The organism is Marinobacter gelidimuriae (genome assembly GCF_000372805.1).
Classification (GTDB): domain Bacteria; phylum Pseudomonadota; class Gammaproteobacteria; order Pseudomonadales; family Oleiphilaceae; genus Marinobacter; species Marinobacter gelidimuriae.
Genome location: NZ_KB889827.1, coordinates 78,156 through 104,389, shown reverse-complemented (window position 1 = coordinate 104,389; position 26,234 = coordinate 78,156). Strand labels below are relative to the sequence as shown.

The 26,234-nt window shown below is 56.3% G+C and carries 24 protein-coding genes and 1 pseudogene; 11 read left to right on the top strand and 14 right to left on the bottom strand.

The window, feature by feature from the left end; all coding sequences use genetic code 11:
• Window positions 1–25 precede the first annotated feature (25 nt).
• Window positions 26–1,123 (bottom strand): serine/threonine protein kinase, encoded by a 1,098-nt coding sequence (locus A3OI_RS0100520; protein ID WP_018402409.1) that lies wholly within the window; start codon window positions 1,121–1,123, stop codon window positions 26–28.
• A 69-nt stretch (window positions 1,124–1,192) separates the two neighbouring features.
• Here A3OI_RS0100520 and A3OI_RS0100515 point away from each other — a divergent pair, with 69 nt between their 5' ends.
• Window positions 1,193–2,314, top strand: coding sequence for an NAD(P)/FAD-dependent oxidoreductase (locus A3OI_RS0100515; protein ID WP_018402408.1), 1,122 nt, complete (start codon window positions 1,193–1,195; stop codon window positions 2,312–2,314).
• A gap of 6 nt (window positions 2,315–2,320) precedes the next feature.
• On the opposite strand, the gene A3OI_RS0100510 is transcribed toward A3OI_RS0100515, so the two are convergent.
• Window positions 2,321–3,079 (bottom strand): ComF family protein, encoded by a 759-nt coding sequence (locus A3OI_RS0100510; protein WP_018402407.1) that lies wholly within the window; start codon window positions 3,077–3,079, stop codon window positions 2,321–2,323.
• 49 nt (window positions 3,080–3,128) lie between these two features.
• Between A3OI_RS0100510 and bioB the strand changes: the two genes are divergently transcribed.
• The 9 genes and pseudogenes from bioB to A3OI_RS0100465 all read left to right on the top strand — a co-directional run bounded on the left by bioB (window position 3,129) and on the right by A3OI_RS0100465 (window position 12,369).
• Window positions 3,129–4,193, top strand: a complete 1,065-nt coding sequence (bioB, locus tag A3OI_RS0100505; RefSeq protein ID WP_018402406.1) for a biotin synthase BioB — start codon at window positions 3,129–3,131, stop codon at window positions 4,191–4,193.
• An 18-nt stretch (window positions 4,194–4,211) separates the two neighbouring features.
• Entirely contained in the window at window positions 4,212–5,408 is a 1,197-nt protein-coding gene (bioF, locus tag A3OI_RS0100500) for an 8-amino-7-oxononanoate synthase (protein ID WP_018402405.1), read from the top strand.
• On the top strand, window positions 5,408–6,148 hold the full coding sequence (locus tag A3OI_RS0100495) for an alpha/beta fold hydrolase (protein ID WP_018402404.1): 741 nt from the start codon (window positions 5,408–5,410) through the stop codon (window positions 6,146–6,148). The genes bioF and A3OI_RS0100495 overlap by 1 nt, the downstream gene beginning before the upstream one ends.
• The gene (gene bioC / locus A3OI_RS0100490; protein ID WP_018402403.1) at window positions 6,135–6,935 is read left to right on the top strand and encodes a malonyl-ACP O-methyltransferase BioC; all 801 of its coding nucleotides are present in this window, start codon (window positions 6,135–6,137) and stop codon (window positions 6,933–6,935) included. The genes A3OI_RS0100495 and bioC overlap by 14 nt, the downstream gene beginning before the upstream one ends.
• A gap of 26 nt (window positions 6,936–6,961) precedes the next feature.
• Window positions 6,962–7,654 (top strand): dethiobiotin synthase, encoded by a 693-nt coding sequence (gene bioD / locus A3OI_RS0100485; RefSeq protein WP_018402402.1) that lies wholly within the window; start codon window positions 6,962–6,964, stop codon window positions 7,652–7,654.
• A gap of 50 nt (window positions 7,655–7,704) precedes the next feature.
• Window positions 7,705–7,965: a flagellar hook protein FlgE gene (locus A3OI_RS0100480; RefSeq protein ID WP_018402401.1), complete on the top strand. Its 261-nt coding sequence runs from the start codon at window positions 7,705–7,707 to the stop codon at window positions 7,963–7,965.
• Window positions 7,966–8,004: 39 nt separating this feature from the next.
• Window positions 8,005–8,202, top strand: a pseudogene (locus A3OI_RS0100475) (putative metalloprotease CJM1_0395 family protein); the annotation flags it as partial.
• Window positions 8,203–8,561: 359 nt separating this feature from the next.
• Window positions 8,562–10,361 carry an acyl-CoA dehydrogenase C-terminal domain-containing protein gene (locus A3OI_RS0100470; protein ID WP_018402399.1) on the top strand — a complete coding sequence of 600 codons (1,800 nt, stop codon included), beginning with the start codon at window positions 8,562–8,564 and terminating at the stop codon, window positions 10,359–10,361.
• A gap of 211 nt (window positions 10,362–10,572) precedes the next feature.
• Entirely contained in the window at window positions 10,573–12,369 is a 1,797-nt protein-coding gene (locus tag A3OI_RS0100465; RefSeq protein ID WP_018402398.1) for an acyl-CoA dehydrogenase C-terminal domain-containing protein, read from the top strand.
• Between the two features lie 85 nt (window positions 12,370–12,454).
• Here the strand turns inward: A3OI_RS0100465 and A3OI_RS0100460 are convergent, their stop codons facing one another.
• The 4 genes from A3OI_RS0100460 to leuS form a co-directional block, all read right to left on the bottom strand.
• Window positions 12,455–12,718 carry a hypothetical protein gene (locus tag A3OI_RS0100460; RefSeq protein ID WP_018402397.1) on the bottom strand — a complete coding sequence of 88 codons (264 nt, stop codon included), beginning with the start codon at window positions 12,716–12,718 and terminating at the stop codon, window positions 12,455–12,457.
• Between the two features lie 109 nt (window positions 12,719–12,827).
• A complete protein-coding gene (holA, locus tag A3OI_RS0100455) occupies window positions 12,828–13,832 on the bottom strand; it encodes a DNA polymerase III subunit delta (RefSeq protein WP_018402396.1) in 1,005 nt (334 codons plus the stop codon).
• Window positions 13,829–14,467: an LPS-assembly lipoprotein LptE gene (locus A3OI_RS0100450; RefSeq protein ID WP_018402395.1), complete on the bottom strand. Its 639-nt coding sequence runs from the start codon at window positions 14,465–14,467 to the stop codon at window positions 13,829–13,831. The genes holA and A3OI_RS0100450 overlap by 4 nt, the downstream gene beginning before the upstream one ends.
• Before the next feature lies 1 nt (window position 14,468).
• Window positions 14,469–17,057, bottom strand: a complete 2,589-nt coding sequence (gene leuS / locus A3OI_RS0100445; protein ID WP_026223916.1) for a leucine--tRNA ligase — start codon at window positions 17,055–17,057, stop codon at window positions 14,469–14,471.
• Window positions 17,058–17,391: 334 nt separating this feature from the next.
• On the opposite strand from leuS, the gene A3OI_RS0100440 reads away from it, so the two are divergent.
• The gene (locus A3OI_RS0100440) at window positions 17,392–17,940 is read left to right on the top strand and encodes a zinc ribbon-containing protein (RefSeq protein ID WP_018402393.1); all 549 of its coding nucleotides are present in this window, start codon (window positions 17,392–17,394) and stop codon (window positions 17,938–17,940) included.
• Window positions 17,941–17,949: 9 nt separating this feature from the next.
• Here the strand turns inward: A3OI_RS0100440 and lnt are convergent, their stop codons facing one another.
• The 8 genes from lnt to iscB all read right to left on the bottom strand — a co-directional run bounded on the left by lnt (window position 17,950) and on the right by iscB (window position 26,124).
• Window positions 17,950–19,512, bottom strand: a complete 1,563-nt coding sequence (gene lnt / locus A3OI_RS0100435; RefSeq protein ID WP_018402392.1) for an apolipoprotein N-acyltransferase — start codon at window positions 19,510–19,512, stop codon at window positions 17,950–17,952.
• The gene (locus A3OI_RS0100430; RefSeq protein WP_018402391.1) at window positions 19,513–20,364 is read right to left on the bottom strand and encodes an HlyC/CorC family transporter; all 852 of its coding nucleotides are present in this window, start codon (window positions 20,362–20,364) and stop codon (window positions 19,513–19,515) included.
• Window positions 20,361–20,837 (bottom strand): rRNA maturation RNase YbeY, encoded by a 477-nt coding sequence (gene ybeY / locus A3OI_RS0100425; RefSeq protein ID WP_018402390.1) that lies wholly within the window; start codon window positions 20,835–20,837, stop codon window positions 20,361–20,363. Before ybeY ends, A3OI_RS0100430 begins: the two co-directional genes overlap by 4 nt.
• A complete protein-coding gene (locus A3OI_RS0100420) occupies window positions 20,834–21,820 on the bottom strand; it encodes a PhoH family protein (RefSeq protein WP_018402389.1) in 987 nt (328 codons plus the stop codon). The genes ybeY and A3OI_RS0100420 overlap by 4 nt, the downstream gene beginning before the upstream one ends.
• Window positions 21,821–21,909: 89 nt before the next feature.
• The gene (gene miaB, locus A3OI_RS0100415; RefSeq protein WP_018402388.1) at window positions 21,910–23,256 is read right to left on the bottom strand and encodes a tRNA (N6-isopentenyl adenosine(37)-C2)-methylthiotransferase MiaB; all 1,347 of its coding nucleotides are present in this window, start codon (window positions 23,254–23,256) and stop codon (window positions 21,910–21,912) included.
• Window positions 23,257–23,426: 170 nt separating this feature from the next.
• Complete coding sequence (locus tag A3OI_RS0100410) at window positions 23,427–25,043, bottom strand: NAD(P)/FAD-dependent oxidoreductase (protein ID WP_026223914.1); 1,617 nt, start codon at window positions 25,041–25,043, stop codon at window positions 23,427–23,429.
• A 56-nt stretch (window positions 25,044–25,099) separates the two neighbouring features.
• Complete coding sequence (locus tag A3OI_RS23530) at window positions 25,100–25,438, bottom strand: hypothetical protein (protein ID WP_228702848.1); 339 nt, start codon at window positions 25,436–25,438, stop codon at window positions 25,100–25,102.
• A complete protein-coding gene (gene iscB / locus A3OI_RS18975) occupies window positions 25,435–26,124 on the bottom strand; it encodes an RNA-guided endonuclease IscB (RefSeq protein WP_456085374.1) in 690 nt (229 codons plus the stop codon). The genes A3OI_RS23530 and iscB overlap by 4 nt, the downstream gene beginning before the upstream one ends.
• Between the last annotated feature and the right edge of the window lie 110 nt (window positions 26,125–26,234).

Below are 26,234 nucleotides of genomic sequence, written 5' to 3'. Positions count from 1 at the left end.
ATTTGATCGCCAATAAGAAAAAGGTTCAGTATTGGCCGGGTAGTGAAATCGCCGGTGCCTGAAGGGCCGAAAGTTGCTCGCGCAGCGACAGTATCTGATCTGACCAGAAGCGCGGCTGGCCGAACCAGGGGAAAAACCGGGGAAAGGCCGGGTCGTCCCAGCGTTTCGCCAACCAGGCGCAGTGGCTGACCTGGCGATAGCAACGCAGTGGCTCAATCAGGTGACGTTCGCGGCGCTCAAAAGGCCGGAACATCTCATAGCCTTCCAATATTTCGCCCAGTTGCGCTCCGCGCTCGCTATCTTCACCGTTCAACAACAGCCACATATCCTGAATAGCGGGTCCGCTGCGGCAATCGTCCAAATCGACAAACAACATTCTGTCCTCACGGCACAAAATGTTGCCGGCGTGACAGTCACCGTGCAGGCGCAGGGTATTGATTTTGCCTGCGTCGTCAATCCGGGTACGGCATAAACGCAGCAGATCTACCATCAGGCTGTCCCAAGCCGGGCGCAGGTCCCGCGGCACCCAGTTGCCTTCAAGCAACAGTTCATTATTTTGCTCGATGCCGGTTGGTATTGACGCCACCGACAGGTCGGGGCGATGGCTGAATTTTCGGGCAGCGCCCACATTGTGAATCTGGCCCAGCCATTGGCCCAGCCGGTACAGGGTGTCTTCTACGCTGACATCCGGCGCTTGACCACCGCGCTGGGGAAATACGGCGAACCAGAAGGGCCCACTCTGGCCCAGGGTATCGCCATCGGGCAGTGTAAGTGGTGCAACCACAGGAATATCCGCGGCCTCCAGTTCTTTGGTAAAACTGTGCTCTTCGCGAATCGAGGCTTCGGTCCAGCGTCCCGGGCGATAAAATTTTGCAATCACTGGCGGGCCTTCGTCCAGCCCGATCTGATACACCCGGTTTTCATAGCTGTTAAGCGCAAACAGGCGGCCGCTGACCGCAAAGCCTGCGTCTTCCATCGCATCTAAAAGCGCGTCTGGCTTTAGGGCATCGTATGGGTGCCCGGAAATCACATTGTCAGAATGTTCAGTCATGAATTCGCTGCCGCCATGAATTTGCCGGCCAGTATAACCGGTATCGTTGCTGGCGTAATCTTGACAGCGCACCTATGCCTCGCGGTTTTGGCTGATACAATCCCACAGTCCACAACAACGCCATTCAGCCCAGGGGGAATCATGGCCTTACCGTTGTTAATCGCAAAAACCGCCGTGATCGGGGCCGGTGTTGTTGGCTTGGCGGTGGCGCGCCGGCTGGCGCAACTGGGCCACGAAGTGATTGTGGTGGAGGCTGCCGGGCACATTGGTGAGGGCATATCATCACGCAACAGCGAGGTGATACACGCCGGCATTTATTACCCTCAGGATTCCTTGAAGGTGCGGCTGTGCGTGGCAGGTCGTGAACAACTTTACCAATACTGTCGCCAGCACAAGGTGAATGTCAGTAATTGCGGTAAGTGGCTGGTGGCCACCAGCGAAACCCAGGCCGATCGCTTGGCGGGTATTCAGGCCCAGGCTGCTGGCAACGGGGTGGAGCTGGCTTTGCACGGCCGGGCTGAGATAGAAAAGGCACTGCCGGAGCTGACTGCTGTGGCCGGGCTGTGGTCGCCGCGTACCGGAATTGTAGACAGCCACGGGCTGATGTTGTCGTTGCGCGGAGATCTGGAAAGCGCTGGTGGCCAACTGGCTTTGCATACGCCGGTCAACGCTATTAACAGTGGCGACGCCGCAGCCGGTGGAAAGCATCGGCTGACGCTGGGTGGCGCTATGCCCTGCGTGTTGGAAGTAGACAACCTGATCAACGCGGCAGGGTTGGGTGCGGTCGCGCTAACCCGCAACTGGCAGGGGTTGCCCGCTAGCCAGAAGCCGCAGCAGTGGTACGCCCGCGGCGTGTATTTTAGCTACAGCGGCCAGCATTCGTTTCGTAAGTTGGTGTATCCGCTGCCGGAACCCGGCGGCCTGGGCGTTCACTTGACTCTGGATCTGGCAGGCCAGATTCGTTTTGGCCCGGATGTGGAGTGGATTGAACGTGAAGATTACAGTGTGCATCCGGAGCGCAAGGCCGCCTTTGCCGACGCCATTCGCCAGTGGTGGCCTGGGCTGAATCCAGAAAAGTTACAACCTGCCTACGCCGGCATTCGGCCAAAACTGGCCGGGCCAGACGGCGGGTTTTGTGATTTTCGCATTGATGGCCCGTCCCAGCATGGCGTCGCGGGGCTGGTGAATCTGTTCGGCATAGAATCGCCGGGGTTAACCGCTTGCCTGGCCATTGCCGATGAGGTCGCCGAGCGCCTCGCTTGATTCGGGTTATCCCGGTGTTCGCGCCAGTGCCCAGATCTGGATGTGTTCAGCCCCGGCCTGCCGCAGTGCATGGGCCAGCAAGCGCGCTGTGGCGCCGGTGGTCACAACGTCATCGATAATTGCAATTCGTGGCGGAGGCGTACCGGTGGTTTGGAACACGCCCTGCAGGTTGGCTAACCGTTGTGCACGGTTCAACGTGCGTTGCGCTTGAACGGTGCGTCGACGCTGCACCAGATTGCCTGCCAGCGGAATATCCAGCCGCGTGCTCAGCTGTTCCGCGATATCCCTGGCCTGATTAAAACCGCGCCGGCGCCTGCGCTGGGGATGCATGGGAGCGGGTATCAATACATCCGGTCTCAGTTGCGGCTGGCGCAGCAGACTTTCGTTGGCCAATTCCGCCAGTGCGGCGGTCAGCGGGCGGCCATAGGCTCGTTGGCCCTGGTATTTGTAACGGCCGATCATTGCCGCCACCGGAAACTGATAGCGCAGGGGCGCCAACGTTAAGTCAAACGCCGGTGGTCGCTGAAGACACTCGCCGCACAGATGATCGGCTGCCGGAAACGGCAAAGGCAGGGCGCAACACCGGCAATACCAGCGATTCCACGGCAGGTCGGTGTAACAGCCCTGACACAGACCGTTGCGGGCAACCGGGTTTAAACAGCCGACACAGCGCCCGGCTCGGCATTCTTTGTTAACCAAAAAACCGCTTCTGCTGTTAACCAAAAGTTTGTTTAGGGTTGACAGCCACTCCGATAGCTTTATCATTTGGCTTCTCCGTAAACCAAGAATCCTTTAAAGGTTAACAGGAACTCCAATGAGCGCCAATGAACTCCGTCACGACTGGACACTGCCACAGGCCCGGGCATTATTCGAGCTGCCATTCAGCGACCTGCTGTTTCGTGCCCAGACTTTACACCGTCAGTACTTTGATCCTAATGAGGTGCAAGTTAGCACCCTGCTGTCGATAAAAACCGGCGCTTGCCCGGAAGACTGCAAATATTGCCCCCAGAGCGGCCATTACAACACCGGGCTGAAAAAAGAAAAGCTGCTGGACGTTGAAAAAGTCGTCGCCGAGGCACGTGCGGCCAAGGCCAAGGGCGCTTCGCGCTTTTGCATGGGCGCTGCCTGGCGTAGTCCGTCCAAAAAAGACATGCCCTACGTGTTGGATATGGTTAAACAGGTAAAATCAGTGGGCATGGAAACCTGCATGACTCTGGGCATGCTCAAATCCGAACAGGCCGACGAGCTGGCGGCGGCTGGGCTGGACTATTACAACCACAACCTGGATACCTCGGAAAGATTCTACAGCCATATCATTACCACGCGCACCTATCAGGATCGCCTGGATACCCTGAGCAACGTGCGTAACTCTGGCATGAAAGTCTGCTGCGGCGGTATTCTGGGCATGGGTGAAGACGATGACGACCGCATTGGCCTGCTGATGCAACTGGCCAACCTGCCCCAGCATCCGGAAAGTGTTCCGGTGAATATGCTGGTGAAGGTGAAGGGTACGCCATTGGAAAACGTGGCCGATCTGGACCCGTTTGATTTTGTGCGCATGATTGCCGTTGCGCGGATTATGATGCCGGCGTCCCACGTGCGCCTTTCCGCTGGCCGGGAGAATATGAACGAGCAAATGCAGGCCCTGTGCTTTATGGCCGGCGCCAATTCCATATTTTATGGTGAAAAACTGCTCACCACCGCCAACCCGGAAGCCGATGCCGACATGGCCCTGTTCCGCCGCTTGGGGATTCGCCCGGAGCAGCGTGAGCAGTGCGGCACAGAGCAACAGCACGAAGAGGTGCTGGCAGAGGCCGTCAACCAGGAAGCAACGCGCCATCTGTTTTACGATGCGACCCGCGAATCCGCGTCGGTCTGACCCCGCGAGTGACCGAGTATGCGTGACTTTCAGCTTGAGTTGCAGCAACGCCGCGAGGCCGGTCTGCATCGCCAGCGCCGGGAAATCTCGGGGCCCCAGCGGCCGGCGTTAACCGTGAGTGGCCAGCCCTTGTTGTCGTTCTGCAGCAACGATTACCTGGGGCTGGCCAATCATCCGGATAACCGCAGAGTGCTGTCTGAGGCGCTTAACGAGAACGGCCTGGGCGGTGCATCTTCCCACCTGATTTGCGGCCATCACCGGGCCCATCAGCAGCTGGAAAACCAACTGGCGGCTTTTACCGGGCGCAGCTCGGCGCTGCTGTTCTCAACCGGATACATGGCCAATCTGGGTGTCATCTCGGCGCTTGCAGGTCGCGGCGATACGATTTTTTCGGATCGCCTTAATCATGCCTCTATTGTAGATGGCTGCAGACTCAGTGGGGCAAGGGTCAGGCGTTATCACCACGGCGATCTGGATGCGTTGGCGCGAATGCTGGAAGAAACCGCGGGCCACAAACTGGTGGTAAGCGACGGCGTGTTCAGCATGGACGGAGATGTGGCCGCGTTGGTGCCATTAGCGCAGTTGTGCACAAAGCACGATGCGCTGCTGATGATCGACGACGCCCACGGCTTTGGCGTGCTGGGTCCCCAAGGGCGTGGCAGCGTCGCGGCTGCTGGGTTAAATGAAGAACAGGTGCCGGTGCTGATGGGCACTCTGGGCAAAGCCGCAGGCACCAGCGGCGCCTTTGTAGCAGGCCCTGCGTGGTTAACCGAATATCTGGTGCAAAAAGCGCGTACCTACATTCACACCACGGCCATGCCTCCGGCTCTGGCGCAGGCCAGCTGCAATAGCTTGAGCCTGATTGAAAGCTTTGATCCACAACGGGCGCACCTGGCGGCGCTGATTGATCGTTTCCGCGATCAGGTTACACGTATGGGCTATCAACTGATGCCCTCGGCCACGCCCATTCAGCCGATTGTAGTGGGCTCTAACGAAGCGGCGCTGGCGCTCAGCGGTGAGTTACAGAGCCGCGGCCTGTTGGTGACGGCCATTCGCCCGCCCACTGTGCCCGCAGGTCAGGCCCGTTTACGCATCACCCTCAGCGCTGCCCATAGCTTTGACGATCTGGACCGCCTGCTGCAGGCGCTGGTGCAATGTCGCCCCGATGGTGCTGTAAGCCCCGTGCTTAGTGAATCCTGTGTAGAGAATGTTTGATGGCACGCACCAGTTCACTTGTGGTGATAGGCGGTTGGGGTGTGCAGGCGGCCATGCTGGAACCGGTGTATCGGCACTGGCAAGGCGCGGTGCAAGTCGTTTCATTAACCGACGACGGATTAAGTTCCTGCGACAGCCCCGCACACGTGGCCGCGATTCTCCTCCAGCGTTACCCCCAGCCGTCGGTGTGGCTTGGATGGTCGTTGGGCGCACAAGTTGCCATGGCTGCGGCTCAGGCGAATCCGCACTCGGTTAATAAGGTTGTGACCCTTGGTGGTTTTCCGCAATTTGTGGCGTCGCAAAACTGGCCTTGGGGCGTTTCGACCGCTATTTTTCGGCGTTTTGAACGATATTTTGAGCGTCAGCCACGGGCCTGCCGGGCGTCTTTTTTCGCTCAGATGATTGATGGCAGCGAACACCAGGCAGAACTGGTGCTCGCTATAAAACCTTGGCTGAAGCAGGGCTTGCCCGAGCCGATCGAGCTATTGGCAAAAGGCGTGCGCTGGCTGCGGCACTGCTGCCAGTTGCACGCCTGGCAGCAGTGCCCGGTGCCAACATTACATTTGCGGGGCAGCTGCGATGCAGTGGTTCCGCCTTGGGCCCAGCATCTGGCTATGCCCGCTCACAGCCGGGCGCTTACCATCGACGGCATGGGCCATTGGCCCGGGGAGTACTATGGCCCCGAATGCTGGCAAGCCATTCACGATTTTCTAACGAGTTCACACGATGTTTGCCACTAAACAGGCGGTCGCCTCCGATTTTGGCTGCGCCAGCGCCAGCTATGAAGGTGCGGCGCGGCTGCAACGGCAAATGGGTGATGCCATGTTGGCAACGATTGCCCAGCCGGTACCGCAGGGTGCCACTGTTGTTGATTTGGGCTGCGGTACTGGCTGGTATACGCGCCAGTTGGCGCAGCGCTTTGGTGCGCATACCGTCGGTGTAGACCTGGCGCCCGGTATGCTGGCATACGCAAAAGCACTAGGCCCTGAAACTATCCAATGGTTAGAGGCAGATGCGGAGCGGTTGCCATTGGCCGACCAGAGTGTGGATCTGATTTACAGCAACCTGATGATCCAGTGGTGCCATAATCCACAAGGCGTATTGCGGGAATGCCTGCGGGTGTTGCGCCCGGGTGGTCAATTGCGGGTGTCAACGCTTTTGCTGGGTACACTGCAGGAGCTGCAACAGGCGTGGACTCTGGCCGACCCACATCAGAAGCATGTAAACGGGTTTATTTCTGCCGTGGATTTCGCGGCCACCACCGTTGAGATTTTGCCAGCGGCACATTGGCGCTCGCAGATGATCACTCTGGATTATCCAACGTCCATGGCGTTGATGAACGAGCTCAGGCAACTGGGGGCGGGTTATAAAGACATTCAGCGACGCAAGACCGCCACTGCACCCGGGCGATTAAAACAGATGTGCCAGAACTATCCGCAGCAGCCCGGTGGAGGCATAGTTGCCAGCTATCATGCGGGCTGGTTGGAATGGCGAAAACCGCTGTTAACACCATTAACCTGCGATTAAACACTCACCCTGTCAGGGCATTTTCAATGGCCAAAAAAACCTATTTTGTGACCGGCACCAATACCGACGTGGGCAAGACCGTGGTTACCGCGGCGTTGCTGGAGGCCGTGAAGCTGTTGGGTAAACGTACCCTGGCGATGAAACCGGTTGCCTCTGGCTGCGTGCAAACGCCAGATGGCTTGCGTAACAGTGACGCGCTTATTCTGCAGAACGCGATGACTGAACAGCTGCCTTATGACGTGGTCAATCCAGTCGCTCTGGAGCCAGCGATTGCGCCCCACGTGGCGGCTTCGCAGGCCGGGCGTAACCTGAGCGCCGATCGGTTGGCCGGTTTTTGTCGCGGCATACGGCTGCGCCCGGCAGACCTGTTACTGATCGAGGGGGCAGGTGGCTGGCGGGTGCCTTTAAACGATCGCGAAACCTACAGTGCCCTGGCGCAGCGATTGAATATCCCGGTGATTCTGGTGGTCAGTTTGGAGCTTGGGTGCATCAACCACGCGTTGCTGAGCGCTGAAGCCATTCGCCGCGATGGGTTGGTATTGGCCGGTTGGGTGGCTAACCGGCCGCGGGAAGCCGTGATGAGCTGTGAAACCGATACCCTGGCGTATCTGCAACAGCACCTGGGCTGCCCGTGCCTGGGTGTTATGCCCTGGTTGAGCGAGCCCCGGCCACAGGCTTTGGCCAAATTCCTGAATGTGACACCGTTGATTGAAAATTGAGCAGCATTGTGGCTTACTAGTGTCGTAGTTCCATTATCTGGCAGGTGACCATGATCAACACTACTCTTCCCAGTGCTTTGAGTACCGGTATGCAGGGCATACAGAGCGGTGTCGCGGGCATGGACGATGCTGCCCGCCGTATCGCCCGCGGTGGTGTGGACGGCCCTCAAGGCACTGGTGGTCCAGCTGGAGGTGGGATGATCAAGCCCATGGTGGATTTACAGTTGTACAAGCGCAGCGTTGAAGCGTCGGCGCAGGTGGTAAAAACCGCGGACGAAACCCTGGGTTCGCTCCTCGACATCATGGCTTAAGGCCCTCGCCCTGATTAGGTAGGGTTATATTCTGACACCATGAATATTTCGTTCGCTGCTCCTCAAACCTCAGCTATAATTTTGCGCCCGTCGCCTGCCAGCGAGCAGTCGGCACGCCTGAACGAATCCGATTTAAAACTGCTGACACAGCTGAAAGCCCGTGACCGAGAGGTGCGTGCCCATGAGGCTGCCCACCAGGCCGCGGGTGGGCAGCACGCTGGTGCAATGGCGTTGACAACAGTGCTCGCGCAACAGGTTTTCTGAACGTCTCTGTCTGAAAATTTCTTTATTTTCCGCCTTCGTATGACACCCGTTAAACCCTTTTGTGCGACTCGCCGTACCTTAATCTTAGCAAACTAATGGTAAGCGCTAATTTCACGTTTTCGATGGCTGCGGATGCCGGATTCACGTGGGAGGGAGTTGACGCAGAGCAATTTATTTTTGGCACGACTCTTGACAATTCTGCACCTCGAAACGTATGTTTCAAACAAGCGTTTAAATAAGCTCGAAGCACATTACCGGAATCCGTTCGGTTGCATCGAGTTACCAGCTGCCACGATTTAAGGCGGCCATCACTGAAAACCGAGGTCGATTACATGCCTGACTACAAAGCACCCCTGCGCGACATCAAATTTGTAATGAGTGAGCTGCTGAACAGCGACAGCCACTACGCCAATCTGGAAGGCGCTGAGGACGCAACGCCGGATATGATCGATGCGATCATTCAGGAAGGTGCAAAATTTGCAGAACAGGTACTGTCGCCATTGAACCAGAGCGGCGACCGTGAAGGTTGTACCTGGAGTGAAAGCGGCGTTAAAACACCGGCCGGTTTCAAAGAAGCCTACAGCAAGTTTGTTGAGGGCGGCTGGCCGTCATTGGCGGCTGACCCTAATCACGGTGGGCAGGGCTTGCCTAGCTCCCTGGGTATCGTGATGAGCGAAATGAACGGCACCGCCAACTGGTCTTGGGGCATGTACCCGGGTTTGAGCCACGGCGCTATCAACACTCTGGAAGAACACGGTACGGAAGAGCAGAAGCAGACGTACCTGACCAAGATGGTCAGCGGCGAGTGGACTGGGACCATGTGCCTGACCGAAGCACACTGTGGGTCGGACCTGGGAACCCTGCGCACCAAAGCCGAACCCAATATGGACGGCTCGTACAGCATCACCGGCACCAAGATCTTTATTTCGGCAGGCGAGCATGACCTGACCGACAACATCGTTCACATTGTGCTGGCCCGTTTGCCTGGCGCACCGGAAGGCACCAAGGGTATTTCCCTGTTTGTGGTGCCCAAGTGCCTGCCCGCGCAGGACGGTTCAGCTGGCGAGCGCAATGCGCTGTCTTGCGGTTCTATTGAACACAAAATGGGCATCCACGCGAACGCCACCTGCGTGATGAACTTTGACGGCGCTAAAGGTTGGTTGATTGGTCCGGAAAACAAAGGTTTGAACGCCATGTTCACCTTTATGAATGTGGCACGCATCGGCACCGCTATTCAGGGCCTGGGTGCGGCAGAGCTGGGTCTTCAGGGTTCAGTGGCCTACGCCAAAGACCGCCTGGCCATGCGTGCGTTAAGTGGTGTAAAAAATCCGGACAGTTATGCCGACCCGATCATTGTGCATCCGGATGTTCGCCGCATGCTGCTGACCCAGAAAGCCATCGCCGAAGGCGCCCGTGCGCTGATTTACCTGACTGCGCAGAAAGCCGACATTGTTCAGCGTGGTAAAACCGAAGAAGAGCGCAAGGCCGCTGACGAACTGCTGGGCTTTTTGACGCCCATTGCCAAAGCGTTCCTGACCGAAATCGGATACGAATCAGCCAGCCTGGGAATGCAGGTATTCGGTGGCCACGGCTATGTTTCCGAGTGGGGCATGGAGCAGAACGTGCGTGACGCCCGTATCGGCATGATCTATGAAGGCACCACCGGCATTCAGGCGCTGGACCTGTTGGGTCGTAAGGTACTGATGACCCAAGGCGAATCGTTGAAAGGCTTTACTAAGCTGGTGCACACTTTCTGCAAGGAAAATACCGACAACGAACAAATGAAGCCGTTTGTTGAACCGTTAGCCGCGATCAACAAAGAATGGGGCGAGCTGACCATGAAGCTGGGCATGAGCGCCATGAAAAACCGCGAAGAGATTGGCGCCGCGTCTGTGGACTACCTGATGTACTCCGGTTACGCGGTATTTGCGTATCTATGGGCGCAGATGGCAAAAGTTGCTCAGGACAAGTTGGCAGAAGGCAGCACTGAAGAGTTGTTTTACAACGCCAAGTTGCAGACTGCACGCTTCTACTTCACCCGCATGCTGCCGCGCACCAGGGCCCATGCAGTAACCATGCTGGCGGGGGCTGACACCCTGCTGGATATGCCGGAAGAGGCGTTTATCATCTAACGCTGAGGCGTTTGATTCATCGCTAACGCCGTAAAAGGCCCGTCTCGATCTGGGACCGGCCTTTTTTCATGAGTTAGTGACGGGATTGCGGTAAACTCTGCGCAGTAAAAAAATAATAATCGCGGACACACGTACAGACAGGGGCACCGGCTTTTTTCTACCGGATCGCGTCCTGACCAGACAGACTGTTACTGAATGTTGGAGAGTGTTAATGGCCGATTATCAGGCACCCTTACGTGAAATGCGTTTTGTTTTGAATGAAGTGTTCGATGTCCCCGCACTGTGGGCGTCGCTGCCAAAAGTGGCAGAAAACGTAGACCCGGACACCGCCGATGCCATTTTGGAAGAAGCCGGTAAAATCACCAGTGGCGTGCTGGCGCCGTTGAACCTCGAAGGCGATGAGCAGGGCTGCAAATGGACGGCCGAGGGTGTCACTAGCCCGGAAGGTTTCAAAGAAGCCTACCAGACCATCGTGGACGGCGGCTGGAATGCTCTGGGTGGCAACCCGGAACAGGGTGGCATGGGCATGCCAAAAACTCTGGTGTCCCAGTTTGACGAAATGCTGCAGGGCGCCAACATGGCGTTCGGTCTGGCGCCTATGCTCACCGCCGGTGCCTGCCTGGCGCTCGATGCTCACGGCAGCGATGAACTGAAAGAAACGTATTTGCCGAAACTGTACTCCGGTGTTTGGAGTGGCGCGATGGATTTGACCGAGCCCCACGCCGGCACCGATCTGGGCATTATCCGCACCAAAGCCGAGCCCAACGATGACGGCTCCTTCGCCGTCACCGGCACCAAGATATTCATTACTTGGGGCGAGCACGACATGGCGGAGAACATTGTTCACCTGGTGCTGGCCAAGCTTCCGGGTGCACCTAAAGGCCCCAAGGGCATTTCCATGTTCCTGGTGCCAAAGTTTCTTGTGAAAGACGACGGCTCCCTGGGCGATCGCAACCCGGTAACCTGTGGCTCCATCGAAAAGAAAATGGGTATCAAAGGTTCAGCTACGTGCGTGATGAACTACGATGCCGCCAAAGGCTGGCTGGTAGGGGAAGAAAATAAAGGCCTGAACGCCATGTTCACCATGATGAACTATGAGCGCCTGGGCGTTGGAGTGCAGGGTTTGGGCGCGGCTGAAGCGTCACTGCAGAGTGCCCGTGAATACGCCAAAGACCGTATTCAAAGCCGCGCGTCCACTGGAACACAGCAGCCAGAAAAAGCCGCTGACCCGATTCTGGTGCACCCGGACGTTCGCCGCATGCTGCTGACCATGAAAGGCTATGTGGAAGGCGGTCGTGCTTTCTCTACCTACGTCGCGCAGTGGCTGGATATCGCCAAATACGCCGACGACAGCGAGCAGGAGCGTCGTACCCACGCTGATGGCATGGTGTCGTTGCTGACTCCGGTGGCCAAGGCTTTTCTGACCGACCGTGGCCTGGACGTCTGCATTATTGGCCAACAGGTATTGGGTGGCCATGGCTTTATCCGCGAATGGGGCCAGGAGCAGTTAGTACGCGATTGTCGCATTACCCAGATTTACGAAGGCACCAACGGTATACAGGCGCTGGACCTGATGGGCCGAAAGGTTGTGGGCAGCCAGGGCAAGCTTTACGAACTGTTCGCCCAGGACGTAGCGGCGTTCATTGAGGAAAACAGCGATGAACAAAGCCTGCGTCCGTATCTGGAGCCATTGGCAGCAGCTCTTGAACGCCTGTCAGACGTAACCGAGCACGTGATCAATCAGGCATCAGAAACCCCTGATGCTGTAGGCGCGGCCTCGGTGGATTATCTGGACTTGTTTGGCCTGACTGCGCTGGCTTATATGTGGGCCCGCATGATGAAGGCGGCCGCCGCGAAAGCCGAGGGTGACACCTCTGGTTTTTATACCGGCAAGCTGAAAACGGCGCGCTTCTACTATGATCGCCTGTTGCCAAAGACCGTGTCGCTGGCGGAAGGCATTCGCAGTGGCAGTGATTCGATGATGGCGTTAACGGCTGAAGAGTTCTGATCAGTTTTTATCGACGTTGAACGAAAAAAGCAGGCTCTCGAGCCTGCTTTTTTTGGATTATCCGACGGTTAGACTCTGTTAAGTGTCACTTGATCTTGTCGCGAATGTTCTGATATCCCTTCTTCAGATCTTCACCCATAATCTGCACCGTTAACAGCGCTTCGGTGGAAACCCCGGTGGCGTCATCCAGTGCGTGATCAAACTTGCCTTTGAATCGGTCCCACTCCTGTTCCAGATTATCAAACTCGTCTTTGACATCTTGACGTGCCAGATGGAGCTGTACGCGTGCTTCGTCGCGGTATTGTCTGATTTTTTCCGGCAGCGTTTTTAGTTCTTCCTGAAGTCCCATATTTCACTCCTCCTTGCATTGATGATGACTAAACAATGCGCCGGATGGTGGGAAGTTTCAAGCGTCTGATGCACTGCCGCGAGCCTGTATAGAGCCGATTTGATCTACGTCAGGATCTGCTGGCAAGCAACGCGGACATGTCTCTTAAATAGTGCCAGGGGCCTAGTGGATCGAAGCCTTTGGCGGCGCGGTCCACTTCGCTGCACAGGTGAATGGCGTTATTCAGTTGTGAACGGTTGAGGCGCTTTGCCGCCTGCTCCAGGGCCTTTGCCCGCTGTGGCTGGAAGACTCCGCGTTTTTTGAAAAAAACAGCAGGCGCGGTGTTTTGTCCGGGGGCTCTCAGTTCCAGCAGCAGATGAATGTCCCGCGCCAGCACGGTGAGCAAGCCAAGCGGGTTTTCGCCTTCCTGCTGTAATATGCCGATCATTTTGCAGGCGTGCGACGCATTTCCCGTCAGCAGTTCGCTGACCAGTTCAAAGCCGCTAAAACGCGAGCTGTCCTGCACAGCTTGTTCCACCAGGCCTTCGTCAATGGTGGCGCCCTTGCTGAATAGCGCCAGGCGCTCCAGTTCCTGGCTGGCGGCCAGCAGATTGCCTTCCAGCCGCTCCGCCAGTGTTGCCAGAGCGTCGCGGGTTAGAGTCAGACCGCGACTGGCGGCGCGCTGTTGTAACCAGCCGGGAAACTTGTCAGCGTCTACCGGCCAGACCGGCACGTGCAGGCCTTTGCCTTGAAGGTCTTTGTACCATTTACGGCGGGTTTCAGCCGCATCCAGGCGAGCGCTGATCAGTAGCAACACAATGTCGTCGGCAGGTTGCGCCAGTATCCGTTCCATCACGGCGCGGCCGTCACCTAGCTTACCTGTTGGTAAGTGCACTTCGATGCGGCGTTTTTCGGCGAACAGCGACATGGTGCTGAATTCATCGGCCACGATGTTCCAGTCAAAATGGTTGTCGGCGTGAAAGGTTAACCGGTCGGCAAAGCCCTGATCGCGGGCGACTTTACGGATCTGGTCGCAGCATTCCTGCACCAGAAGGGGCTCGTCACCGGATACCAGGTACACCGGCGCCAGGCCTTTCTTGAGGCTTTGGGGCAGTTGCGCCGGTGTGGTTTTCATGGGGCTGGAATAGGCGCCTTGGCCGCCGGTTCTGTTCCCGCTTCGGGGCTTTCCACAGAGTTGCCGGTAGCATCCTGATATTGTTCGCGAAGGGCATCAATACGCGCTTGGGTCAGGGGTGCCAGACGGAAAATAATTTGCTGGGCCAGTCTCTCTTGCAGCTGTTTTTGCAAAGTCTGTTCTTCCCGCTGCTTGGCCAGCACGTTGGTTTCATCATAACGATAGCTTTCGCTGGCATTCAGGCGGGTGTCTGCAATCAAGGGCACCTTATCGCGACTGATCAGGTTGATGCTGACCGACTGGCGCAGGGTGTATTCGGCCGCACCTGCGTTAATCGTAATGGCACTGGCGCGGCGGTCTTCGGTGTACTGGCCGATCGCAAGTACATAATCGGCGGCGTCGGCTTCACGAACATCCACGTCGCCCAGAGTCAGCTGTTGACGAACCGACTGACACAGGTCTATGGGCACATCACTGGCGCACTGCAAAGCCAGTGGTTGTAGTGCAGCAGAAACCGGCGCCGCACCGCGAAGCTGAAAACCGCAACCGCTGGCCGTTGCCAGCAGGCCAAGGGTTAGAAGAGCGCTGCGCGCCAAGGCGGGTGTTCGTTGTGATGCAGGCTGCCGTTGGGTCATATCAGTTTGCCACCACGTTAACCAGTTTGCCGGGCACAACAATCACCTTGCGCACGGTATTGCCTTCGGTGAAGCGCACCACGTTGTCGTTTTGCAGGGCCAGCTTTTCCAGGTCGGCTTTGCTGATGTCTGCCGGCACATCTACCTTGGAACGCACTTTACCATTCACCTGCAGCACAATCTGGATTTCACTGCGCACCATGGCGCTTTCGTCTGCCACCGGCCAGCGTGCATCGACCACCGGCTCGTTGTGGCCCAGCGATTGCCACAGGCTGTGGCAGACGTGGGGCACAATCGGCGACAGCATCATCACTGCGGTTTCCAGGGCTTCCTGGCGTACGGCGCGGGTCTGGGGTTCGCTGTCGTTGAGCTTGCTGACTTCGTTCAGCAGCTCCATCACCGCGGCAATGGCGGTATTGAAAGTCAGCCGGCGGCTGATGTCGTCACTGACCTTGGCAATGGTTTCGTGAGTTTTGCGGCGCAGGTTCTTCTGGCCATCATTCAGCGCCGGAACGTCTATAGCAGGCACTGTGTCGGCGCTGGTAACTTGCTCATTCACCAGGCGCCACAGGCGCTTAAGAAAACGGTGGGCGCCTTCAACACCGCTGTCTGACCACTCCAGAGACTGCTCGGGGGGCGCCGCAAACATCATAAACAGGCGCACGGTATCGGCGCCTTGGGCGTCGATGATCGATTGCGGGTCAATGCCGTTGTTTTTTGACTTTGACATCTTGGTAACGCCACCAGCCTGCACCGGCTGGTCGTCGTCTTTATGTACGTAGCCGGTCACCTGGCCTTTGTCATCGCGTTCGGCGATCACGTCGGTGGGTGGAATCCAGACGGTGCCGCCTTTGGCGTTTTCGCGGGAATAGGTTTCTGCCAGCACCATGCCCTGGGTCAGCAGTTGCTTGAACGGCTCGGAGCTGGTGACCAGGCCCACGTCGCGCAGCAGCTTGTGGAAGAAACGGGCGTACAGCAGGTGCAGTATGGCGTGTTCAATGCCGCCAATGTACTGGTCTACCGGCAGCCAGTAGTTGGCGGCGGCCGGGTCTAGCATGCCTTTGTCGTAGTTGGGGCTGCAGAAGCGGGCGTAGTACCAGGACGACTCCATGAACGTGTCAAAGGTGTCGGTTTCGCGGGTGGCAGGTTGGCCCTCAAAAGTGGTTTTGGCCCACTCTGGGTCCGCTTTAATCGGGGACTGTACGCCGGTCATTTCGACGTCTTCGGGCAACAATACCGGAAGCTGGTCGTCTGGAACCGGGCGTTGGGTACCGTCTTCCAGGGTCATCATCGGAATCGGCGCGCCCCAGTAGCGCTGGCGCGATACGCCCCAGTCGCGCAGGCGATAGTTTATGGTGCGTTTGCCAATACCCGTGTGTTCCAGATGGTCGGCGATGGCCTCGAAGGCTTCATCGCTGGTCATGCCACTGTATTTGCCAGACGACACCAGAACGCCTTTTTCAGTGAAGGCTTTTTCTTGCACGTCCATATCAGGTTTGTCGTTGGCGGAGATTACCTGTTTGATCGGCAGGCGGTACTTCAAGGCAAATTCGTGGTCGCGCTCATCGTGGCCGGGAACGGCCATCAGGGCGCCGGTGCCGTAGTCGGTCAGTACAAAGTTGGCGATCCATACCGGAATGTCTTCCTGGGTCAGCGGGTGCACGACCTTGAAACCGGTATCAATGCCTTTTTTCTCCATGGTCGCCATGTCGGCTTCCGCGGTTTTGCTGTTGCGGCACTCATCTACAAAGCGGGCAACGTCTGGATGGCGCTCGGCAGAAGCTTTGGCTAATGGGTGTTCGGCGGCGATCGCCATGTAGGTGACGCCCATCAGGGTGTCCGGGCGGGTGGTATAAACCGTCAGACCGTCTTCGCTGTTTTTCAGCGGGAAGGTGAGTTCGGTACCCACGGATTTGCCAATCCAGTTACGCTGCATGGTCTTGACCTGTTCCGGCCAGCCATCCATATCGTCCATGTCGTTCAACAGTTGTTCGGCATAATCGGTAATGCGGATAAACCACTGGGGTATGGCTTTCTTTTCCACCAGCGCGCCGGAGCGCCAGCCGCGACCATCAACAACTTGCTCGTTAGCCAGAACGGTCTGGTCGACCGGGTCCCAGTTCACGGTGGACATCTTTTTGTACACCAAACCTTTTTCATACAGGCGGGCAAAGAACCACTGTTCCCAGCGGTAGTAATCCGGCTTGCAGGTGGCCAGCTCGCGGCTCCAGTCGTAGCCGAACCCCAGCTGTTTGAGCTGGTTTTTCATGTATTCAATATTGGAATAAGTCCACTTGGCGGGCGCAGTTTTATTGGCAATGGCGGCGTTTTCCGCAGGCAGGCCAAACGCGTCCCAGCCCATAGGCTGCATTACGTTTTTTCCCAGCATGCGCTGGTAGCGGGAGATTACGTCGCCGATGGTGTAGTTGCGAACGTGGCCCATGTGCAGCTTGCCGCTGGGGTAGGGGAACATGGACAGGCAGTAGTACTTTGGCTTGCCCGGTTCTTCCTTCACCGTAAACGTGTTGTTATCGGCCCAGAAATCGCGGGCGGTCTGTTCTACGTCACGGGGATTGTATTGCTCGTCCATACCTGCCATTACCAAAGTTACCCTGTATCAATATGATGTTCGCAGCGGGCGGTTATTCTAACGCACACAGGCGTTAACAGGTAGTCTGCCTGAGTTTTGCGTCCTCCGTAGTTACGATGGTGTCGCGTTTGGGCGTATCGCCTCCTGGGACACGCCACAAGTACGTCCCTGTAGGCTCTGCTTCGCCATCCATGGCTACGCAAGGTCCCAGAAGGCGATACGCCCAAACGCTTGCCGTCACTGTGGGAGGCGCGCCAACTTTAACAATGTGTGCCATGATGAGATTAACCAGTGATCAGCCACCCAAAGCTGGCAAAACCACAAGGAAACACCCATGACCGAACCCGAACGTAATCAGCTATCTGGAAAAGCCCTTGAGGCCTACGACCGTATGCTTGAGCAGGTGCAGAGCCGCTTGCGTACGGTGCAGGAAACCTCGATTGAAACCCTGGAAGAGGAGATCGACAAAGCGATCGAAGCCGAACAGGAACTGCAGGAGATGACCCGTGATGAGCTCAGCTTGTTGGGTGCTTACCTGCAGCGGGACCTGGAGCATCTGCTGAATTTTGTGGGAGAGACCGGAGAAGGCCTGGCGGAATGGCTGCAGCTGGATTTATCGCTGCTGGAGCAGCGGCTGACCGAGCGCCTGTTGTCGGTTGCTGACCAGACGATGGTGGATACACTGGCACTGCGCCAGAAGCTGGAAAGCCACGAGGCCGGGCAGTATATCTCCGGTGAAGTAGCTACCGCCGGCATGTTCCGCTGTCTGAACTGCGAGCACATGCTGTGCCTGACTTCCACCAGCCATCTGCAACCCTGCGAGGCCTGCGGGTCGCACTATTACGAGCGGGTGACCAGTCGCTGGCCAATTAAGGAAAGTTGATTTGTTGCCCTAGAGCTTTGGTATAACCCGCTCACGGACAAACACGATCAGGATGAGCGCAAATGTCAGTACCGGCCAGGATGACGTGATCATATAGGGCGTGCTGCCGCTGGCGCGGTAGACCTCGCCGGTCATAACCGCGCGTTCGAACTGCGGAATGCGTTCGGTTATCTGGCCTTTGTTGTCGATAATCGCGGTTACGCCGTTGTTGGTGCCGCGCAGCATGTAACGGCCGGTTTCCAAGGCTCGCATTCGGGCCAGTTGCAGGTGCTGCAACGGCCCGATGGAATCACCAAACCAGCCGTCGTTGCTGATGGTCAGCAGCAGTTCGGTGTTCACCGCGTTACGCGCCAGAAAATCCGGATAGGCCACTTCGTAGCAGATAAACGGCATTATCCGCAGCCCGTTTGCAGTCAGAGCGGATTGGTTTTTCGGGCCTGGCGTGAAGCTGGACATGGGCAAATCAAAAAAACCGATCAGCCCGCGCAAATATTTCTCCAGTGGCACGTACTCACCAAATGGCACCAGTTTCTGTTTGTGATAAATGCCTTCGCCAGCGCCCAGTGCGGTAATGCTGTTGTGGTAGGTAAAGCCTTCCGAGCGCTCACTGAAGCCGTACCAGGGTATGCCGGTAATCAGTGTGCTGTTCTCGCCCAGACGTTCGTTGATATGGTCAATGATCTTGCCGGCTTTATCCTGGGGGATAGGAATGGCGGTTTCCGGCCATAAAATGATGTCGGTGTTCCAGTGGTCTTCGGTCATGCCCAGATACGCCACAATCTGGTCTTTCAGAAACTCCGGATCCCACTTGATCTGCTGGGGGATATTGCCCTGCATGGCAGCCACCGATGTGGGCTCTTGTGCCAGGGTCGTCCAGTCGGTGCGATTCAGGGCTGGCGCGATTAACCAGGGCAATAGCCCCGCGACCACCACGGTGGCAGCAAAAGTGTGCCGCGCTTGTAGTATCAGCCAGAGCGCGCCATAGGCGGCAACGGCGGTGGTTATTATGGCGAGAGTTACCAGATGCACTCCACCCAAGGGTGCCAATCCAGCCAGCGGCCCGTCGGTGTGTGCAGTGCCCAGATACAGCCAGGGAAAGCCTGTGAGCACCCAGCCTCGCAGCCAGTCGCCCAAAAGCCATATAGCCGGGAATAGCAACAGCCGGCGCACCGCGCTGGAACGCGCGAGCTTGCCCCAGAACCAGAACGCCAGGCCATGAAACAGAGCCAGGCCAGCCACAAACAGCGCAGTCAGCACAATGGCGATCCACTGACTGGTATTGCCGTACTGGCTGATGCTGACGTATACCCAGCTGGCGCCGCTGGCGAATAGCCCAAAGCCGGTAAGCCAACCGGCGCGGAACAGCTGGCTGGACGCCAGGGGCACGCACACCAACAGAATCAGCACTATGGAAACAGGACCCAGCCACCATAAATAGTAGGGCGCAAAGGTCAGGGTTTGCAGCCCGCCGGCAATCAACAGCAGCACGGCTCCTAGCCAGCGGTTGGCTGACAGGGAGCGGGTGACGGCAGAGGGAATGCTGGCGGGGTGTTGGTTGCTAATGTTATTCACTTACAACTCACTGCGGGTAACCTGTAATAAGCGAATAACACGGTTGTCGGCGTTGGCAATGGTAAAACGCAAGCCACCGAATTCAACCGTTTCACCGCGCCTTGGCAGGTGTCCGAATTCCTTGAGAACCAGGCCGCCAATCGTGTCGAATTCTTCTTCGTCAAAACTGGCACTGAAAGCTTCGTTAAAGTCATCAATAGGGGTCACTGCTTTCACCGCCCAGCTACCATCGCCGTGGGCTTTGATATGGGTTTCTTCGTCGAAGTCGTGCTCGTCTTCGATCTCGCCCACAATTTGCTCCAGCACGTCCTCGATGGTGACCAGTCCGGCGGTGCCACCGTACTCGTCGACCACAATGGCCATGTGGTTACGGTTTTCCTTGAACTCCTTAAGCAGCTGGTTCAAACGCTTGCTCTCGGGCACAAAATTGGGCGGGCGCAGAATTTCGCGGAGATGAGTCCAGTCCAGCTCGCCATCCATCGCCAAGGGCAGCAGATCTTTGGCCAGCAGCACGCCAATCACATCATCGGGGTTGTCGCCAATCACCGGGAAACGGCTGTGGGCGGAGGAGATGATTTCGCCGAGGAACTCGCGGGGATCCTGATTGGCTTTCACCGTGATCATTTGCGAGCGGGGGATCATGATTTCTTCCACACGCATCTCCAGAACCTGCATCGCACCTTCGATGATGCTCATGGCATCTGTGTCGATTATTTCCTGGGCTTCGGCATCGCGCAGAATTTCCAGCACGTCTTCAACAGATTCCGGCCCGCTGGAAAAGGCCTGTGATATACGCTCCAGCCAGGACTTGTTATTGCTTCCCTGGCTGCGACTCGAGTGATCATCGCTCATGAGTCTTTTTCGGTTACCTCTGCGTGGTGGTAAGGATTGGCAATGCCGATCTGCGCCAGCAGACGTATTTCGAGGCCTTCCATTTCCTCTGCCTCGTTATCGTCGATGTGGTCGTAGCTCTGCAGATGCAGCATGCCATGAATAACCATGTGCGCCCAATGGGCGTGAGTGTCTTTGTACTGTTCCCGGGCTTCTTGTGCAACTACTGGAGCACAAATAACCAGATCACCCGCTAATGGGATGTTTATACCGGCGGGCGCTTCAAATGGAAAGGACAAGACGTTCGTCGGTTTGTCTTTTCCGCGGTACTGTAAATTCAAGGCCTGCATTTCAGATTCATTAACGATACGAATGGTCACTTCGGTTGGCTCATCGCCCTGCCAGGCCAGCTGCGACCATTGCCGGAGTTGGTCTTCCGACGGGATGTTCGCCGCGTCGCTGGCTAACTGTAAGTCTAGTGTGACGATGTTCACCGCTCGTTGCCGTCGTTGCGATCGTTAATAGCACCGTAAGCTTCAACGATACGCTGAACCAGCGGGTGGCGAACCACGTCTTTGGATTCAAAACGAATAAAACTTATCCCGGCGACGTTATTCAGCACCGTGGCGGCGTGAATTAACCCTGAATTCTGGCCGCGGGGCAGGTCAATCTGAGTCGTGTCCCCGGTAATTACCGCGGTAGAGCCAAAGCCGATGCGGGTCAGGAACATCTTCATCTGCTCGCGGGTGGTGTTTTGGCTTTCGTCCAGAATGATGAACGAGTTGTTCAGTGTGCGCCCGCGCATAAACGCCAGCGGTGCAATCTCGATCACGCTTTTTTCAATCAGACGCGTTACGTGTTCAAACCCCAGCATCTCGTAGAGAGCGTCGTACAGCGGGCGCAGATATGGGTCGACCTTCTGCGCCAGGTCGCCGGGCAGGAAACCCAGTTTTTCACCGGCTTCCACCGCCGGGCGCACCAGCAGAATGCGTTTAACTTGCTCGTCTTTTAATGCTTCCACCGCACAGGCCACTGCTAGCCAGGTTTTACCCGTACCCGCTGGCCCAATGCCAAAGTTTATGTCGTGGGTGCGAATATTGTGCACATATCGCTGCTGGTTGGCACCACGAGGTTTGGCGGTTAGCTTCGGGGTTTTGATAATGGTTACGGCACCGTCAAACGGTACCTCTTCCGGCAACCGTTCAAACCCGGTTTCGCGAATATACAGATGCACGGTGTCTGGCGTCAGATCCTCGGTGGCTTCTGTTTCTCGATACATGTGCCGCACAACCTCAGTGGCGGCTGCCACATTTTCGGTCGCACCCTGAACGCGAAAGTGATGCCCGCGGCGGCTGATCGAAACCTGCAGGCGACGCTCAACCTGTTTCAGATTTTCATCAAACTGGCCACAAAGGGTTGTTAAACGGCGCTGATCAATCGGGTACAAATCAAATTGTCTGGAATCGTTGGTGTCCAAGTTTTCTCCGTTTTACTCCCTTAGTTCTTTTAGGGAGTATGTATTTCTGCTTTTGGTGTTTTAGGTGAGTGTCGGGAATAAAAAGAAACTCAATACAGCTCAGAATCCACCGGCAAACCACGCAAGGAATTCGAATAAGCCTCTACAATCTCGACATCTATAAAATGCCCGATAACCGCTGAATTCTCATGGCGGAAATTGACGATGCGGTTGTTCTCCGTGCGCCCCGAAAACTCGCCCGGATCCTTTTTGGAAAGACCGGTCACCAAAATGCGCTGTGTGGTGCCCACCATCTTGCGGCTGATGTCCATAACCGTCTGGTTGATACGATCCTGCAGAATCTTCAGACGCTGCTTCTTCACCGCCATCTCCGTATCATCCGGCAAATCTGACGCCGGAGTGCCGGGACGTGCGCTGTAAATGAAGCTGAACGACATATCGAAACCAATGTCGTTGATCAGCTTCATAGTGTCTTCAAAATCTTTCTCGGTTTCACCGGGGAAACCAATGATGAAGTCCGAAGAAAAACTGATGTCCGGTCGGATTTTGCGCAGGCGGCGAAGTTTGGATTTGTACTCGAGCGCCGTATGGCCGCGCTTCATGGCTGAGAGTATGCGATCAGAGCCACTTTGCACCGGCAGGTGCAGGTGGCTAACCAGTTCTGGTACCTGCTCGTACACATCAATCAACGCATCGGTGAATTCCACCGGGTGTGAGGTGGTGTAGCGAATGCGGTCGATGCCATCAATGGTAGCAATCAGCGTGATCAGCTCCGCCAAGTCCATCACATCGCCATCGTGAGTGTCGCCACGGTAGGCGTTCACGTTCTGGCCCAGAAGGTTAATTTCGCGCACGTTCTGTGAGGCCAGATGAGCCACTTCCGCAATCACATCGTCCGCCGGTCGGCTGACTTCTTCGCCGCGGGTGTAGGGCACCACACAGAATGTGCAGTACTTGCTGCAGCCTTCCATAATCGACACAAATGCAGACGGGCCATCGGCGCCGGGTTCTGGCAGGTTGTCGAATTTTTCAATTTCCGGGAAGCTGACATCGACCACGCCAACGCCGTTACCCTTCGCCCGTACCTCGGTAATCATGTCTGGCAAACGGTGCAGGGTTTGCGGGCCGAAGACCATATCCACAAAGGGCGCACGGTCAATAATCGCCTGGCCTTCCTGACTGGCCACACAACCGCCAACGCCGATGATCAGCCCCGGTTTGTTCTTTTTCAGATTTTTCCAGCGACCCAATTGGTGAAACACCTTTTCCTGGGCTTTTTCACGAATGGAGCAGGTATTCAGCAATAGAATATCGGCGTCTTCCGGGCTGTCGGTCATTTCAACCGCTCCACCGACTTTTAACAGATCAGCCATGCGAGATGAATCGTATTCGTTCATCTGGCAGCCGTGGGTTTTGATGAATAACTTTTTGGCCATGGGTCTCAACGCAACTGGATGTATTGGGTGCCCGCAGTCAGGATTTTCGGGCAAGAAGCTTTCGGAAACATTTTGAAAAGAGCAACTGTACATTATAACGGGGCGATCATTCCGCAACCAGCGTTGTCTCGGTAATCTGCCAGATTTGCAATGGTGTGGCTCCGGCGTTTTTATGCGGACTTCTCATGCCTTCTGTTGATACTGAGCGCCATAGCTTCGGCGACTTTAATGCCGTCTATGGCCGCCGACAGAATGCCACCGGCATAGCCCGCGCCTTCACCGGCGGGGTACAAGCCTTGGGTGTTGATGCTCTGAAAATCTTTACCGCGCTTTATACAGATAGGTGCAGACGTTCGGGTTTCCACACCGGTCAATAGCGCATCTTCCAAAGCAAAGCCTTTAATTTTTCTGTTGAAAACCGGAATGGCTTCGCGGATAGCCTCGATGCAAAAATCAGGTAGAGCTTTCGACAAGTCGGTCAGTTTGATACCGGGTTGGAAAGAGGGCTCTACGCTGCCAACCGTCTCGGAGGAGGTTCCTTTTAAAAAGTTACCCACTTTCTGCGCCGGCGCATCGTAGTTGGAGCCACCTAACACGTAGGCATTACGTTCGAGTGCTCGCTGGAAATCGATTCCTGCCAATGGATTGCCAGGGTAATCTGACGGGTCAATACCCACTACAATCGCACTGTTGGCATTACGCTCGGCACGGGAATACTGGCTCATACCATTGGTCACCACGCCATGCTCCTCCGAGGCGGCAGCCACCACAGTGCCACCCGGGCACATACAAAAGCTATACACAGAGCGCCCACTTTTACAGTGATGAACCAGCTTATAGTCGGCGGCACCCAGAATCGGGTTGCCCACATTTTTGCCAAAACGCGCTTTATCAATGACGGATTGTGGGTGCTCGATGCGGAAACCAACAGAAAACGGCTTGGCCTCGATATACACCTTGTTATCGTAGAGCATCTGGAAAGTATCGCGGGCACTGTGACCAATCGCGAGCGCGATGTGTCTGGAATTGATCACTTCGCCATCGGCTAATACCACACCGGTAATTTGGCCGTTGTCGATCTGCACATCGTCAACGCGGGCGCTAAAACGTATCTCGCCGCCCAGCTCAATGATTTTTGCACGCATCTGCTCAACCATGGTGACCAGCCGAAAAGTGCCTATGTGCGGCTTGCTGACAAACATGATCTCGTCCGGCGCTCCGGACGCCACAAATTCGGTCAATACCTTACGACCGTAGTGATTCGGGTCTTTCACCTGGCTGTAAAGCTTACCGTCAGAGAAGGTTCCGGCACCGCCTTCCCCAAACTGCACATTGGATTCGGTATTAAGGATTTTCTTGCGCCAAAAACCAAAGGTGTCTTTCGTACGCTCACGCACCTCTTTGCCGCGATCCAGAATAATGGGCTTATAACCCATCTGCGCCAGCACCAATCCGGCCAACAGACCACAGGGCCCAAAACCGATGACAACCGGGCGTTCCTGTAAATCTGCCGGGGCGTTCGCTACGAACTGGTAGCTCATATCCGGAGTTGCCTTAATCAACTGATGTTCAGCAAATTTTTCGATCAGAGATTCGTTATGGGTGGTCTCAACATCGAGGGTGTAAATAAGCACGATATTGGTTTTTTTTCGGGCATCGTATCCGCGCTTATGCACGTGAATGCTGACCAGATCTTCGGCCGTGATTGATAAACGATCCAATACAGCACTGGTCATTGCCTGATCATCGTGATCAAGCGCCAGTTGAATATTCGTCAGCCGTATCATCATGTTGCGCGGGAAACCCCGTCCTTTCAGGTCGGGGAGGGATAGCGCGTCGTGCGTCAGCGCGACCTGCTTTCCCTGTCTCCCTCCTCCTTTCGTTGGTTGGGTTGAATGTGATAGCCGTAGCCATCGGATCGCTGGGTTAAGGTGCAATGTTTGTATGAAATACCCTGAACAGGGCCGTTTACTGTCTGAATATTGAAGCTGCCGGTTTTTCGAACCGCGACTCGGCCATTCCAAACACCCATTTTTGTGCCTTTCGGCACAATGGCTCTCACCATGTCGCCGGTCTGGAATCCCTGGACTTGCTTCTGGCGCATCAGGTAGCCGCGAGGGAATCCGTGTTTCGTTAAGCGCGTGCGTTTGTAGCTGCCGCGTCCGGTGGTTTTGATACTCAACGTTGGGATATCCCAGTCGGCGATCGCCTCAACTTGGCCCACGCAAGCGTCAAATTGCTGATGCGATTCGAGCCACCGTTGGCTTTTGGGTCGACATGCTCAATTTGCAGCGGTGTATCTTTTTCGGTGCAATAGGCACATTCGCGGCCCCACTTCTCCAGCAGGTACTCACGAATTTCGTAGCCCAGCAACGTGCCTTGCTGGTATTCGATGCCACTGATTTCCGGGTTTTCCATTTTCTGCGCGTCGAACCGAACCAGCTCTTGACTAATGCCGGCAACCGGAACCAAAGCCCGGAGCCGATTCACCAGGCTTTTCGTGGTATCGACCCGGTGTTGCAGGCTCGGGGCCAGCCAGCCTTTCGGCTTGGTTCGATTGTTGAATCGGGGTTCCCGATAGCGAATTTGATTGCGACGCCGGCGGCGGAACGCCCGACGTTGCTCCAAAGACTTGCTGATCTGGCGGCCGCGATGGGCCAGCTCCATCAACGCCAGAACGTGTTGCTTCTGGCCGTTTTCTCGTACAACGGCAATCCCGGTGGTCTTGCTGCCCGGGTCAATCTTTACTCGCACCGGCTGTGTGGTCCCGCCGACACGGTCTTTCAGCCGGATCGTAAACGGATACGCGCACCACACCGCTCGCCCACGGGCGAGCAGAAGCCGTGCGCGCTTTTCGGTGCACGGCATCAGNGGGTGTTTGCGTTTATCCAGTACGAAGACCGACATTACTTTCCTTTTAATGAATTCCCTTACGGGACTTGTGACGCGAATCTTGCGATTCGTCTCCCCTCGGGAAT

Bases quoted from the DNA above. Each gene is read 5' to 3' on its own strand.
- miaB (WP_018402388.1), bottom strand. From the start codon at position 23,256: ATGGCCAAAAAGTTATTCATCAAAACCCACGGCTGCCAGATGAACGAA.
- A3OI_RS0100495 (WP_018402404.1), top strand. From the start codon at position 5,408: ATGGCACGCACCAGTTCACTTGTGGTGATAGGCGGTTGGGGTGTGCAG.
- holA (WP_018402396.1), bottom strand. From the start codon at position 13,832: ATGAAAACCACACCGGCGCAACTGCCCCAAAGCCTCAAGAAAGGCCTG.
- A3OI_RS0100440 (WP_018402393.1), top strand. From the start codon at position 17,392: ATGACCGAACCCGAACGTAATCAGCTATCTGGAAAAGCCCTTGAGGCC.
- A3OI_RS0100480 (WP_018402401.1), top strand. From the start codon at position 7,705: ATGATCAACACTACTCTTCCCAGTGCTTTGAGTACCGGTATGCAGGGC.
- bioD (WP_018402402.1), top strand. From the start codon at position 6,962: ATGGCCAAAAAAACCTATTTTGTGACCGGCACCAATACCGACGTGGGC.
- bioB (WP_018402406.1), top strand. From the start codon at position 3,129: ATGAGCGCCAATGAACTCCGTCACGACTGGACACTGCCACAGGCCCGG.
- bioF (WP_018402405.1), top strand. From the start codon at position 4,212: ATGCGTGACTTTCAGCTTGAGTTGCAGCAACGCCGCGAGGCCGGTCTG.
- iscB (WP_456085374.1), bottom strand. From the start codon at position 26,124: ATGCCGTGCACCGAAAAGCGCGCACGGCTTCTGCTCGCCCGTGGGCGA.
- A3OI_RS0100460 (WP_018402397.1), bottom strand. From the start codon at position 12,718: ATGGGACTTCAGGAAGAACTAAAAACGCTGCCGGAAAAAATCAGACAA.
- A3OI_RS0100450 (WP_018402395.1), bottom strand. From the start codon at position 14,467: ATGACCCAACGGCAGCCTGCATCACAACGAACACCCGCCTTGGCGCGC.
- A3OI_RS0100430 (WP_018402391.1), bottom strand. From the start codon at position 20,364: ATGAGCGATGATCACTCGAGTCGCAGCCAGGGAAGCAATAACAAGTCC.
- leuS (WP_026223916.1), bottom strand. From the start codon at position 17,057: ATGGACGAGCAATACAATCCCCGTGACGTAGAACAGACCGCCCGCGAT.
- A3OI_RS0100510 (WP_018402407.1), bottom strand. From the start codon at position 3,079: ATGATAAAGCTATCGGAGTGGCTGTCAACCCTAAACAAACTTTTGGTT.
- bioC (WP_018402403.1), top strand. From the start codon at position 6,135: ATGTTTGCCACTAAACAGGCGGTCGCCTCCGATTTTGGCTGCGCCAGC.
- A3OI_RS0100465 (WP_018402398.1), top strand. From the start codon at position 10,573: ATGGCCGATTATCAGGCACCCTTACGTGAAATGCGTTTTGTTTTGAAT.
- A3OI_RS0100410 (WP_026223914.1), bottom strand. From the start codon at position 25,043: ATGATACGGCTGACGAATATTCAACTGGCGCTTGATCACGATGATCAG.
- A3OI_RS0100515 (WP_018402408.1), top strand. From the start codon at position 1,193: ATGGCCTTACCGTTGTTAATCGCAAAAACCGCCGTGATCGGGGCCGGT.
- A3OI_RS0100470 (WP_018402399.1), top strand. From the start codon at position 8,562: ATGCCTGACTACAAAGCACCCCTGCGCGACATCAAATTTGTAATGAGT.